Below are 13321 nucleotides of genomic sequence, written 5' to 3'. Positions count from 1 at the left end.
TTGAGACACCTATCAGATGCTTTTAAATCTTTTTTCCACAAAACCAAAGGCTTTCCTAAATTCAAGAAGAAAGGCAGACATGATAGCTTTACCCTAGATGGTGCAATTAAGATTGACACCCGTAAAGTCAGAGTACCTGTGATTGGATGGATAAAAACTTACGAATATTTACCCACAGGATATCAACCCAAATCAGTCACCATCAGTAAACAAGCTCATAAGTGGTTTATCTCTTGGAAAATAGAAGTAGAAACTTCTACAACGCCTAAAACACAAGAGTTTGTAGGAGTTGATTTAGGCATCAGTCATTTAGCCACACTTTCAACAGGAGAAATATTTGATGGAGCCAAAAGTTATCAAAAGTATGAATCCAAGCTAGCCAGAATGCAATATTTGAACCGTCATAAACAATTCGGTTCAAGTAATTATAGAAAATCCCAAATCAAAATCGCTAGGCTACACCAAAAAATAGCCAACATCAGGAAAGACACATTACATAAAATCACCACCTATATCAGCAAAAACCACGCGGTGATAGGGATAGAGGATTTGAATGTTTCAGGGATGTTGGCGAATGGGAAGTTAGCTAAAGCTATTGCTGATATGGGATTTTACGAGTTTCGTAGGCAGCTAGAATATAAAACACAACTATATGGTAGTAAGTTGGTGATTGTGGATAGATTTTATCCCAGTAGTAAAACTTGCTCTAGTTGTGGAGAGCAAAAATCATCTCTGCCATTGTCGCAAAGAGTGTTTAAATGTGAACATTGTGGCTGGGAGTGTGACAGAGATGTCAATGCTGCCATCAATCTCTGTCAACAAGCGGTCAGATTGACCGTGTTAGCCTGTGGACTAGATAGTGCCGACACTTCTAGGGTGTTCGCCGAAGGCGTTCCCGAAGGGTAGCAGGAAGAAAAAGCTGGCACTTGTTAGTATTTGTTAGCTTTTTTGAATCGGCATGGTTACGATTTAACTAAAACCCGGATATGAGTTAGCGATCGCATCGCCATTACCAAAAAATTGCATCCAGGGTATAATTAATTGGGTAGATTAACTCCTGTCCAACCAGTGAAAACCCAGAGGATAGAGCGAATAATATCACGAAGAACGCGGTCAATGGAGTCTTGGGGGCGGTTCGAGGCTACTGAGATGGGAGTAAAAGCGATACCTTGACTACCTAGGATGATGAAAGCGATCGCTTGAGACCTCCGCATGTGAAAATCTGATGTCACTAGGTAAAGGTGTTGAATGTTCCTTTGTTGAAGCTGTGGTACTATGGTTGAGAAGTTGGTGACAGTATCTACAGCACGATAGTCAATATTTACTCTGCTGTCTGGGATACCGGCATCTCGAAAAGCTTGGATTGTTTTGCGTGCATCTGCGGGAGAAGACACCCAAATTTGCAGAGATGGGTAGAATCGGGCTACTTCAGCCGCCGTTTTGCTTCTAGCTATATCACCACCTAAAATCAAAAAGGCTTGGGGTTGGGGTGTTTGGTGATAAGCGATCGCTAACCGCACTGGAATAATCAGTAAAATAGCTAGGATGAAACTTATTAGTCCTAAGCGGCAATACTTTTGAATTTTACTAAAGTTGTTGCTGCTAATAACTCACCCTCCATAAAACCACACCGTTTCTTGGATTCTGGCTGTTGAATTCTTCCTCAAGAGTTGAGTTTCTCAGTTTCTATCAGACGAATACTCAACAATACTTCTGCTAGAAAACGCTGAAAGGCGTAGTACCAACCATGCCAGCCGTCCAGAATTCCACCTTTGAGAACCAGGCAATAAAATAAGATAATGAAAGGGGCAATTACTTTTTGTTTACGGATGCGATCGCCTTTGCTAAGTTCGTTGTTTGGAGTTTCTAGTAGTTTCTTGACTTCCAGTACCATATAACGATCCTGCGCCCATAACCAACGACTTAAAGGTTTGCGATCATCATGGTGAATATAGCCGGAAAGCATTCCTGAATCACCTTCTACCCAAACTCGGTGAGCGTGTCCATCATCTTTGTAAATTGCTTTATCCCTTCTGTAGAGTACCTTCCGGGGTGGCAACAGAGTAGCACGCAAAGGTTTGCCAAAGACGCAATATTTAAATCTGGCCGTGTAGCTATTGATGCTAGTTTCTGCTTTTAATACTTTCAGTTCATCAATTAACTCATTTGTGAGTACATAATCTGCATCTAAGGAAAGTACCCATTCAGTTAAAATTTTTGTCAGCCCATAGTTACACTGTAATGCAAAAGAATCAAATTCTCTTTGAAATATTTCTACTTGAGGATAGGAGTAGAGAATACTTAAAGTTTCGTCTGTGCTATAACTATCTATAACAACAATTCTATTAGCCCAAGTTAGCTGCTCAAGTGTGCGTTTAATATTTGATGTTTCGTTATAACTCAGAATGAGAGGAGTAATATTTAATAGCATACATACAAGTTAATTACCAACAATAAATCAAATTTTTGCTAAAGTGCTAGCACAAAGCATAGACTTCCAAAGATAGGGTAATCTACCACTAAACTTAAATATAGTGTTATCAAAGCCTTCTTCTTGAAGTAGGTTAGTCAGAGTTGCCACAGAAAAGAATTTAATATGCCCACCATCCCATAATGCTGTATAATGAGAATCCATTTTCCCCAGAAGAGCAAGAGCCAAATTTTTCCAGTAGCCATTATAGGGTGTTGTAATAATTAGACGACCTTCTGGCTTCAAATATCTTTTAGCAGCCCTAAGTAGTTCTCTAGGGTAAAATAGATGCTCGATTACCTCCACAGCAATAACTATATCAAATGACTGGTTTAGATCGTTTTCAGGTAAGTTATAGATACTTGCTTGAATGAAACGGCAATCAGGAAAGTTTTGACTGGCTAAAAATATTCCAGATGCCGAATCATCAACCCCAACTACTTCATATCCATGTTGAGCAATTTTATGGCTAAGGCTACCGCTACCACAACCTAAATCTAGGACTCTCAATTTTTGGTTTTGTTTAACAGGTTCCTGCCCCATTAAATCCAACAGTGGAGATAACAAATAAGTATGATGATGTTCAGTATTACTATCTTTGTAAGAATATTCGTATTGATTTGTATTGGCTTGCATGGAATTTGTAAAATTTTTACTATTGATTTTTTACAAAAATATTAAAATTTAATCAGACAAAATTAACAATAATTTTATTTATAAGTAGATAATTTTTGCCGAGAGCAATCTGGCTTGATAATTTGTCTATATTCTTTAATTAATTTATCACAGATATGATTCCAAGTATAGTTATCCGCAATTAATTTTTGGGCATTCGCGCCCATCTGTTTAGCAACGTGATCATTGCTTAAATAATCTTCTAAAGCATTAGCGATCGCTAATACGTCCATGTCTGGAACATAGCCTAGTTGGTTTTCCTTGACAACGGAAGCTAGAGCCACGCCAGGAGTCACAAGGACGGGAATACCTACAGCTAATGATTCTAAAACTGAAACCGCAAAGTTTTCAGAGTGAGAGGTGAGAACAAATAAGTCTGAGCCTTGCATTAATATATCCTTAGTCTCGCCTTCAACAAAACCCACAATTCGGGTGCGATCGCGCAATCCATGAGAGACAAGCAAAGATTCTATTTCAGCTTCGTAGTCTGGAGTACCACTACCTGCAAGGATGAAAGTAAAGCGGTGATGAGCCAGTTTAGCGAGAGCAGGAATTAGATAATCTAATCCTTTTTTATAATGCAGTCGAGATAAAAATAAAATTACAGGTTCGTTTACTGGAATATTAAATTGTTGACGTAGGCGATAACGAGCATCAGGAATTTGATGTGGTAAAGATATTCCTAGGGGTAACACAAAATTAGGAGCTTGAAATCCCAACTGTGAAACTTCTTGCTTTTCCTTGTGGGAAGTGAAGTGGATTATCTGACTAGCGTTGAGGTTGGCTCTCTCTATAAGTTTGAGATAGGTTTGCTTTTTGCTTGTGCTTTGTTGTAAAGACCATTCACATAGTAAACCATGCGTTGTAACTATATAGGCAATATTCTGGATACGAGCGATCAACATGGCGATCGTTGATGGATAGGAGAATAAAGCATGAACGTGTACCAGTTCATAATTAGCCATATTGCGCCAAAGCCATTGGGTAAACTGACCGGAAAAGGCGTATTCTCTAACTGGTTTGAAATTAGGCGAAAAACGCTGAAAAAACCAAATCGGAACTTGCTTGTACTCAATGCGCTGTTGTAAAGGGACATCAAGTAAGTAATCACCATCATCATTAGTAGTAGCAATCTCGGCATCGACATTGCGATTTCGTAGTGACTTAACTATATCTAAAACAGCCTGGCTAGTGCCGCCACGGACTTTTGTTACAGATGCAATAATATGCAGAACTTTCATTAAATTAATCAGAATAAAAATATGTAAAAATAATCAGTGATAAAAATAAGTTTTATTTTTAGGTTTTTGTAAAATCATGATTTTTTATGGTCGGCGATGAACTGTAGTCTTTTTGATGTTTATAATCAACATCAATTAAATACTTTCCTAATGACAGATACAAAATCAAAGCCATTACAGGGAAAGACATATTTCCTAATAAAAGAGCTTCGGAAAAGCTACCTGATATAAGGCAGGCTAAACCTGCAATAACAGTGCTAGTATGCAGGAAATAATTAGGATTTTTCTTACTTATTTTTGTAAGTCTAAACATCATCTGCAAACAGCCAAAGCCCATCATTAATAAAGGTATCAATCCTATTATTCCTGTAGTTGCTCCGGCAGCTAACCAAGTATTTTCTGCAAAATTCACGCGTTCCCCATTTAAAGGAGCACCAAATATAGGATAGTTAATAAAGCTATTCCACATAGCATTCCAAACACCTTCACGAGTGTTTCCTCCTTCCAGTAATCTGTAGCTGATTTGTGCGTTGCTATTTATAACTTCTGTGGGATTGATGAATAAAAATATAATAGCTAATAAGACAATAGCGAAAAAACCTAGGCGCAACAAAGTACCACTTCTATTGCGATAGAAAAACAAAATCGAAGTGATTGCCATAAGTGTGCCAGTACGGGAGCCTGTGAGGAATAAAAAGTAAGTAATAATCAGTAACATAGCTATCCAAAAAGCTTTTACCCAATCCCATTTTTTATTGCGTCCAATGAGGAAGATAAAACAGGGAACTGTACTAGCTAAAAAAGCAGCTGCATGTTGTGGATTACCAGTAGTTCCTAGGAATCTTCCTTGTGTAAATGTCATGGGATACATATTAAAGATACCTTGATAAGTACAGGCTAGTCCAAAAATTACGCCACTCATTGCTAGTGACCAAACACCTAGGTGGAAATTAGATTCATCCTGTAACCAACGAGAAGGCCCCAATTTGAACATAAGCACTACTGCACCAAAGGTCATGGCTGCTAGTAAAGCAAAGAGCATATCACCGTAAAATAAGACCTTAAGAAAAATCGCAGCCTGAAACATCACCAGGTAATTGATTGGTTGTGGAATAACCACCCGCCGCCATCCATTTTTTGTTTCCATTCCTAGTAGCAAGACCAAAGCTAGAATGACTATAGTTAGGGGACGACCTAGCTCACGTAATTGTTGTAAGGGAAAAACTAAAGCTGGTGGTTCCTTGACCCACTCATCCTGAAACTTTGCCAGGGAAGCGGCATAACAGCAAAATGAGAATAACAACCAAGCTAAACGACGAGAAGTTTTAGCTTTTTCCAAGAGCATCATACCTAGGGCAATGCCCAGGAAACCATAGGGGCTAAAAATTAGATTAAGAAGTTTATTAATAAAATCTGAAGCCATGCTTGATCATTTAAGTTAAATGTTTATTAACCAGCTTACTGGGATTTTGCTTGGCTTTGTTTGCTGGGTGTACATCATGTATCAGTTCGTGCCAACGGCTTGCCCAGATATTGGCTGCGTAGGGAGCTGCTAACTGTTGCGATCGCCTGCCCCATGTGGATAAGTCTGTATATTGTTGATGTAGAGTTAGCATAGCTTTAGCTAAGGCTTTGGCATCTGCTGGTGGGATAATTAAGCCATTGTACCAAGGACGAATGACCTCAACGGCTGAACCACAGGCATCAGTACAGATAACGGGTAAACCAGCCGCCGCCGCTTCTACTAATGCTAGTGGCCAAGGGTCAAATCGACTAGGTAAGATAAACGCCCCAGCAGACTGCCAAACCTGTTGCATTTCTGTCGGCTGTAAAAATCCTCGATTATCAATTCCTGGTTGTCCTTGGAGTTGTGATTCTAATGGCCCTTGCCCACAACATACCAAATTCCAAGGATTGGATACCTGTGATCTATAAATTTGGTAAGCCTTGACTAGCACATCAACTCCCTTTATGGGAACATAGCGACCAACAAATAAAAATGAACGTGGCCATTCAGACTGGAGGCGTTTTGCCAACAATGGAGACCAAGCATCATAATCAATACCATAAACACCACGAGCAATATTTGCTGGTTGAATTCCCAAGCGTGAGGCATATTGCCAACTGCGTTCCCCAGCCACGACAACACTATTCATGCGTTGCAAATAGGAGCGTAAAAACCAGGAAGCTAGGTGCTGTTTCCATGTACCCCACCAAGGGGTATCCATCGTCATGATTAACGCTGTTCCACGAAATTCTGAGGCAAACGCCAACTGACGATACTGTTTGTGTAACCAGCCGCACAGCACGAGGACATCTGGAGATGCTGCTAACACCAAAGTTTTAATTAAATTGGCATCCTGTCTTTCTTGAAGATTCAAAAGGCGACAGGGAATACCCTGCATTAGTTGATCAGAAAATGACGTTTCAGTACGGGCTTGGAAGGCGATGACGAATATCTCTATATCAGATAAAGATTGTAATTCTCGCCAGCAAGCTGCCATGTAACCAGAGATGTCAGCCCAGCAGAAAACTACTTTTAGCACTTAATTTAATCTCAATTCTTTAAACTTAAAGCAAGCTCAACATATTTTAACCTTTTATGAACATTCTTATTCCCAGTAATAACTTTTCTTTCATATTAGCATTCTCAACTTTTTTCCACCTTAATTCTCTGACATCATCATAGAATGATTTTTTATAAATAGGTTCAATCCAAGGCTTTCCCGGGCCAGCAAAATGAACCACTGAAGCATCACCAATCATTGATTCAATGGTGGCAATATCAGAAACTTTTTTGTTTAAGGTGAAGTATTTTGTCTTATTAAATTTAATTTCTTCTGGAGTTCTTTTTTTAAAGCCACTGATTACACAAGCATCGCTACCTTCAAAAATTCCTTTATTCTCAATTTTCGCTGCTAATAATGCCCAGCAAGTTTGTTCTAGCCACCAGATATGATTGCTCTTTAAAAGATACTTAGTAGATATATAATTGATATAATCAAGGTCTACTATACCAGGCTCGAAGTAAATAAATCCGGAATTAAGCCCAGTTACAATTGGGTATATAATTGGTATCTGCCAGCTTCCACTATATCCAGGAATATCATCTATGCAAAATAAAAAAGAAGGGACTTCTGTAGGCAAGATAAATCGTCTTCTAAAAATAACATCTGAATCACAATAAAGAATTCGGTTACTGGGAAAAAATAGAGAAGTATCTATCAATTTTTTGAAAAGATTTGATTGTTGACGAAGTTTTGAAATTCCAGGATATTTGCCAAGAGTGGAATTAACTACTTCATTTACATCTTTATCTGGAAGAACTATTAAGCCCATATCAGCCAATTTGGCTTTACTATCCAATGTAAGCGATCCGTCACTTAAAATATAAACTGGCTGATTGATTTGTGCCAATTTCCATGTTTCTGCACAAAGAGTAAACCATGTTTGACGAAAGAAGTATTCTCCCAAAAGACTGACCATTATAGATATATTAGAAGAACTTTCTTGATACTTTAAGTTTGGCATTTTATTATGAATTTTTACTCTTATATGATTTCCACCGTTCTATATCTTCTAGCTGACTGAATGCAGGAATGCCAGAACCACCTATGTAAGCTCAATGAATCTCATTAACCCCTAAATTTTAGAGTTCTCATGAGAGTGATTTATCATCCCACATCCGCAAATGTTCAGTCCCCCTCACCCATTATTTGATATTTTTAAGAGTATTTATGCAATACCTCAACTAATCTATCAACACAGTTATTCCAAGTAAACTTTTTAGCATGGTTACGTCCAAGTTGGATAAAGCGATCGCGTAGTTGTGTATCTTTTTCCAAATTAATTAAAATATCTGCAATTACGGCAGCATTTTCTAATTCCACAAGAATTGCTGCTGAACCTCCGACATCAGGAAGAGCACCTCGATTAGCAACTACAGCAGGTACACCTGCCGCCATCGCCTCTATCATTGGAATTCCAAATCCTTCATACAAGGATAAAAATAATAACGATGTTGCCATTCGTAAAAATTTAGGCAATTCATCATCAGGTATGATACCTTGCAAAATTACATTATCTAATGTATTTGCTGCCTCTATCAGGCTTGGTTCACTAGAACCAACAACTAAGATTTTTAATGAAGTTTTACGAATTTTTAGCTCTTTGGCTACTTCTAATACATAATATCCTCCCTTTTTATATTTCAAACCGCCAATTACTATTACATAAGGTAATGGAATAGGAGCTTGCCAGTCTTTAATATCAACATCAGCAATTTCAAAAAAACTGTTATCTACGCCATTACCAACAGTTGTTATTCTTTCAGGGTTTATTCCTAGTAAATCAATTATTCGTTGCTTGCTATAGTTGGAAACTGTACAAATATGGTCTACTCGATTAAATACTTTAGAAATCCATACCTGTGTTTTCCATTTTTGCCATGTATGACCTAAACTATTAGACCAGAGTAAGTTTGGCTCTAATGTATGCATATCATGCATGGTAATTATCATTGGAATCTCTCTGTTCACAGGAACATATTCTGCTACAGGAGAATACAAACAATCGGTTGTGCCAATAAATTTATCCATTTTGGGAAGGCTACAAAACTTCCATAACCGCTCAGTCATTAGCCTTTTATAAGGATAAGTACACAGGTCAAATTCATGTAATGGTGTACGAGGATCAAGTTTTCCATTGGCATCAAAGTATTGATTAGAAACTAATAATGAAATTTCAATATCTTGGTGCTGAGACAGATGAAGTAATATATTATTAATATGTCTTCCTACACCTGTACAAGGTAGATATGTGCGTTCAGGCTGTAAATAAGCAGTAATATGCATTGTGTACTCAGAAAATATATAAATGTGATGAGATTATTTGGCTAATTTATAGAAACAACAAATTAATTTATTAAACATTTAAAACCATAGCTGATTCAAATTAATATTTGACTAAAAAAATTTTTGAATATCATTTCAAAATTGTTGTCCTGATTAACTTATATTTATGTTCATATTTATCTATCTTAATTTTTTAAGCCAGGACGCATACATAGCTATCTCAAACAAAGCAGGAAAATTACGTAGTAGTGGTATGTATTTCTTAATAATTCGTAAACCTTCCACTAGGAATTTAGCGTTATAAAAATAATTTTGTTTCATCGGTTGTGGCTGTGGCGGTTTATCGTTATAGATATCAATGAGTAATTCTAACCATTGCTTGACAATAAATTGATAATCAAAATTTTCTCTAACAAAATTAATTCCATTTTCCCCAAACTGTTTAGCCACTTGAGGATTATTCAATAAATACAAAATATTTTTTGTTAGATCTTTGTCGCTTTTTCCTAGCAATCCGGTTTTTTGGTGTACTACAGTATCAAGCAACCCTAATTTAGCAACAGAAACAACTGGAGTACCACAAGCTTGAATCTCCAGAGCACTTGCTGGACATACTTCCGTAGCACCCGTGGGATTCACAACTCCTACATCGGCATTTTGCAAAATTTCAATCTTCTCCATACCTAATAAACCTGCAAAATGCACAGACTCAATTAATTTACCATTCTCATCGGATAAAAATGGACGTATGTAATTAGCTTCATAACTTTCTTCGGCTATCCCCCATTTTCCTAATTTCTGATTTCGATCATATAGTTTACCACTCCCAATAACAATCAGCTTTGCTTCTGGTTTTTCTTTGATGATATCAGACCAAACTCTAGCAAGAACATGAAATCCCTTTGAAAAAACAAGGCTTCCAATAAATACTACTGTATTTCCTTGTTTTAATATTTCATGTTTAGGAACAAAGTGTTCAATATTAAATGGATCAAAAATACGAATTGATTTATTAAAAATTTTATGGTCTCGTAAAATATCTAATTGCTCTTGACCAGTACAAACATGACATTTAATTTTTGAACAATCTGTTATTTGATTTAAGGCATGAATGTTAAAATAATTAGTAGAGCGTGCTATGGCTTTTATTTCCATTTGACCTAGTTTTTGATATAATTCCTCTGTCCATAGGACTGTTCTAAAGACAAATATATCACATCCTTGGCGTTCACTTTTTTCTGCTGCATCAACTATATTGTCTGCATGATAAACATTCAATGATGGTGGTAAAAAATCGATAATATTTGCTATTACTAAAACCTCAATTTTTTCTGAATAAAGTTTATTTAAATAATAAGCTGTAGCAAGTTCAGTAAATTCACTTCCACCAATACCAGGATTCCCTTGTTCTGGAAATCTTAGATCTACATTAGGATAGTGTTTATTGTAGACGTAAAATCCTACTTTTATTTTTTTGATCATTATTGTAAACTTAAGTGATAAGTCTGTTTAATTGTCCGACAATCAAATCTAGTTGTGACAGTTTTTATCATCAAAAAAGTATTCTTTCAACTTTATACAGGATTTTTTAAAGAATGGACTAAGCAGCTAAAATGAAACAGTTGCACCCAATCATTTTTGTATGACCAAGATTTCCTTCTCCGTTGCTATACAAAGATATAAAAATCGCATCTACAAACTCACGATGGGATACTAATCCCATCTGTTATAATTTCTTAGTAAACCACCTTCTTTGACAAAGCAAATATCTACTTGACCTAAAGCACCATCATAACTTCTCCGTAAAAAACCAGGAAAATCGTACACAAAATAATCTTTATCTGCCATAAAAGAAATCACTTCATGAAAGATAGGCATATCTTTCAGAAATTTAAATAATGAAACTTCTAAAATGAATACCTCGAATGAAGCATACACACTATTAATGTAGCCCAAGAACAATGTGAACTAATTTTACCTTTAATTTTCTCTGATAACCCTGGGTTTCATCTGAGAGAAGTGGATATTTACCCGAAAATTTAGCAAAAAGCAAGTTAAAACTACAACAAAAATTTTCGTTATGCTGCTAATCTTGTATTGGCTACTTTATTTTATGATAAAAACTGTTAACAAAGCGATTTCTACGCAAACCTTCTTTTATAAAAAGAATAGGTTGGATTATACTGTATTGCCAGTCATATAAACTACTGTATATCCAAGATGATTTAATAAATCTGTATTTTTTAAATAGTGAGCTTTCAGGCATAATTAAATTAAGTGGTATACCTGCCCAATGAAGAAGAATTACCCTTTTTTTGTGATCTAAACCTCCATAATCCCACAAATAGTATTTTCCTTCTTTCGAGTAAATTTTCCCCGATAGTCTTGCCCAACCGTTTTGACAGATACCTCCAATTACTTCTGCCAAATGCCCATAGCATACAGGCTTCATATCGCAGCAATAGTTGATGAAAGCTTGATCTGTATTTCGAGGGTTGAGTTGGTTACGAATTTTCAAGGCACTCTCTGCTAGTTGCTCAAACTCTTCTATTGAAAATAGTCCTTTTCGGGAAGCCCAACGACCAGAGTTAAACCCACGCCCTCGTCCTTGCCTTAATAATTCTTGGCGAAATTTTCCTGGTTCGTAAACTTGATCAATGGCGCAGTCATAATGTAAAAAATCAAACCCAAAATTTTCTACTGCTTCAATAAAAGGTTTGAGATCCGCCAAGATGATTTGCCTAGCATCTAAATACATGAAATAGTCTAGTGGTCCCCAAAAAGTTGCATATCGTCTGAACCAGTAGGGGCCTGTAGGCGTGTAACCCAGCTCAAATGCTTGACCGATCGCCTCTAAACGGGAAAAGGATGAATCAGTATATACTTCAAATTTGTAAGTATCGCTCAATTTTTGCAGGCGATCGCACTCATCATTAAACGGAATCAAAATCAGGCGGAGTTCAGGGTTAAAGGTGCGGTAACTGTTGAGAAAAGCGATCACCCAATCATAAACAACGTCATTAGCCGAAAAATAGACTCCAATACTCTGAGCATGAGACATATAATTGCTAATATAATTACTTAATTAACTTAACCTCAATATATTCCTCTATATTTACGTATAGCTACAATCCATTGAATAGGAAGCAATTCACGGATTTTACTAATAATGTTTTTTTGGAACCAAAAACCTTTATATTCATTAATAAAATACCAATCTTTTTGAAATGATTTACCAAAGTATTTTCTGCAAAGAGACCAACGTTCTCTAGTAAAGCTCAACAAATCTCTAGATGCTCCTCCTGATACATCAAATTTAGAGATGACTAAAGGAATTTCTAGAAAGCGGTAACCAGCCACGTACAGTTTAGCGAGGAAATCATGATCTGCACACCAAGTTAACAAAGTATTAAAGGGGTATTTAACTTGCAGTGCTCTTTTAACAAAAACACTTTGATGGCAAGTAGGTATTTCACGCCATATTATAGATAGAGGATATGGCTTGCGTTGATAGGTACGATAGCCATATTTATCATTGACAATAGATTCAAATTTTCCATAAACAACATCTACGGAATTTTCAAGGTATTCTGAAACTTTAGTAAGTGTATCTTCTGCAAAAAACTTATCCCCAGAATTCATAAATACTATCCAATCTCCAGTAGCAGTCAATGCTCCTTTGTTCATTGCATGATAAATTCCAGCATCTTTTTCACTCACCCAATAAGTTATTATATCATCATTTACGCGCAGGAAATCCAGTGTGCCATCCTGCGAACCACCATCAATTACAATGTATTCTATATTTGTATATATCTGAGAAGTAATACTAGCAAATGTTTCGCGTAAATCTTCAATACGATTATAAGTGACTGTAATTATAGAAATACTAGGTAAGCTATCGTCAAATGTTTTTTGGTTACTATGTAAACGTCTGCCACCAACAAATTTTTCCATAAAATAGTTTATGTAAAATAAAAAATTTGTATTTTCTCGCAAAATGTAAAAAAGTTTATCTATAATTCAATTATTTTAGCACTGTACCATGCTCTAAATAAAAGTTTATTTTGCTTTTTTAATTA

At 36.4% G+C, this 13321-nt stretch carries 13 protein-coding genes; 1 reads left to right on the top strand and 12 read right to left on the bottom strand.

Annotated features, from left to right (window positions below; translation table 11 throughout):
• Positions 1 to 906 (top strand): RNA-guided endonuclease InsQ/TnpB family protein (locus AACS98_RS05765; RefSeq protein WP_232317112.1); only part of this gene is annotated, 906 nt, incomplete at its 5' end.
• Positions 907 to 1037: 131 nt separating this feature from the next.
• On the opposite strand, the gene AACS98_RS05760 is transcribed toward AACS98_RS05765, so the two are convergent.
• The 12 genes from AACS98_RS05760 to AACS98_RS05705 form a co-directional block, all read right to left on the bottom strand.
• Positions 1038 to 1529 (bottom strand): YdcF family protein, encoded by a 492-nt coding sequence (locus AACS98_RS05760; RefSeq protein ID WP_232317115.1) that lies wholly within the window; start codon positions 1527 to 1529, stop codon positions 1038 to 1040.
• A 134-nt stretch (positions 1530 to 1663) separates the two neighbouring features.
• Positions 1664 to 2431 (bottom strand): glycosyltransferase family 2 protein, encoded by a 768-nt coding sequence (locus AACS98_RS05755; RefSeq protein ID WP_066377221.1) that lies wholly within the window; start codon positions 2429 to 2431, stop codon positions 1664 to 1666.
• Between the two features lie 27 nt (positions 2432 to 2458).
• Entirely contained in the window at positions 2459 to 3106 is a 648-nt protein-coding gene (locus tag AACS98_RS05750) for a class I SAM-dependent methyltransferase (RefSeq protein ID WP_066377219.1), read from the bottom strand.
• A gap of 74 nt (positions 3107 to 3180) precedes the next feature.
• The gene (locus AACS98_RS05745; RefSeq protein ID WP_066377217.1) at positions 3181 to 4386 is read right to left on the bottom strand and encodes a glycosyltransferase; all 1206 of its coding nucleotides are present in this window, start codon (positions 4384 to 4386) and stop codon (positions 3181 to 3183) included.
• Positions 4387 to 4444: 58 nt separating this feature from the next.
• Positions 4445 to 5809: an O-antigen ligase family protein gene (locus AACS98_RS05740; RefSeq protein WP_066377215.1), complete on the bottom strand. Its 1365-nt coding sequence runs from the start codon at positions 5807 to 5809 to the stop codon at positions 4445 to 4447.
• A gap of 10 nt (positions 5810 to 5819) precedes the next feature.
• Positions 5820 to 6932 carry a glycosyltransferase family 4 protein gene (locus AACS98_RS05735; protein ID WP_232317111.1) on the bottom strand — a complete coding sequence of 371 codons (1113 nt, stop codon included), beginning with the start codon at positions 6930 to 6932 and terminating at the stop codon, positions 5820 to 5822.
• A 46-nt stretch (positions 6933 to 6978) separates the two neighbouring features.
• Positions 6979 to 7917: a hypothetical protein gene (locus tag AACS98_RS05730; protein ID WP_066377212.1), complete on the bottom strand. Its 939-nt coding sequence runs from the start codon at positions 7915 to 7917 to the stop codon at positions 6979 to 6981.
• Positions 7918 to 8111: 194 nt separating this feature from the next.
• Positions 8112 to 9239, bottom strand: a complete 1128-nt coding sequence (locus AACS98_RS05725) for a glycosyltransferase family 4 protein (RefSeq protein WP_066377211.1) — start codon at positions 9237 to 9239, stop codon at positions 8112 to 8114.
• Positions 9240 to 9419: 180 nt separating this feature from the next.
• Entirely contained in the window at positions 9420 to 10721 is a 1302-nt protein-coding gene (locus tag AACS98_RS05720) for a glycosyltransferase family 4 protein (RefSeq protein WP_066377210.1), read from the bottom strand.
• Between the two features lie 231 nt (positions 10722 to 10952).
• Entirely contained in the window at positions 10953 to 11117 is a 165-nt protein-coding gene (locus AACS98_RS05715) for a hypothetical protein (RefSeq protein WP_157087491.1), read from the bottom strand.
• Between the two features lie 223 nt (positions 11118 to 11340).
• Positions 11341 to 12300, bottom strand: a complete 960-nt coding sequence (locus AACS98_RS05710) for a hypothetical protein (RefSeq protein ID WP_066377208.1) — start codon at positions 12298 to 12300, stop codon at positions 11341 to 11343.
• A gap of 35 nt (positions 12301 to 12335) precedes the next feature.
• Positions 12336 to 13196, bottom strand: a complete 861-nt coding sequence (locus tag AACS98_RS05705) for a glycosyltransferase family 2 protein (protein WP_066377207.1) — start codon at positions 13194 to 13196, stop codon at positions 12336 to 12338.
• Between the last annotated feature and the right edge of the window lie 125 nt (positions 13197 to 13321).

This window comes from Anabaena sp. CA = ATCC 33047, from assembly GCF_963870205.1.
Classification (GTDB): Bacteria; Cyanobacteriota; Cyanobacteriia; order Cyanobacteriales; family Nostocaceae; genus Trichormus.
The sequence above is the reverse complement of the archived record's forward strand: the minus strand, read 5'-3'. Positions and strand labels throughout refer to the sequence as shown.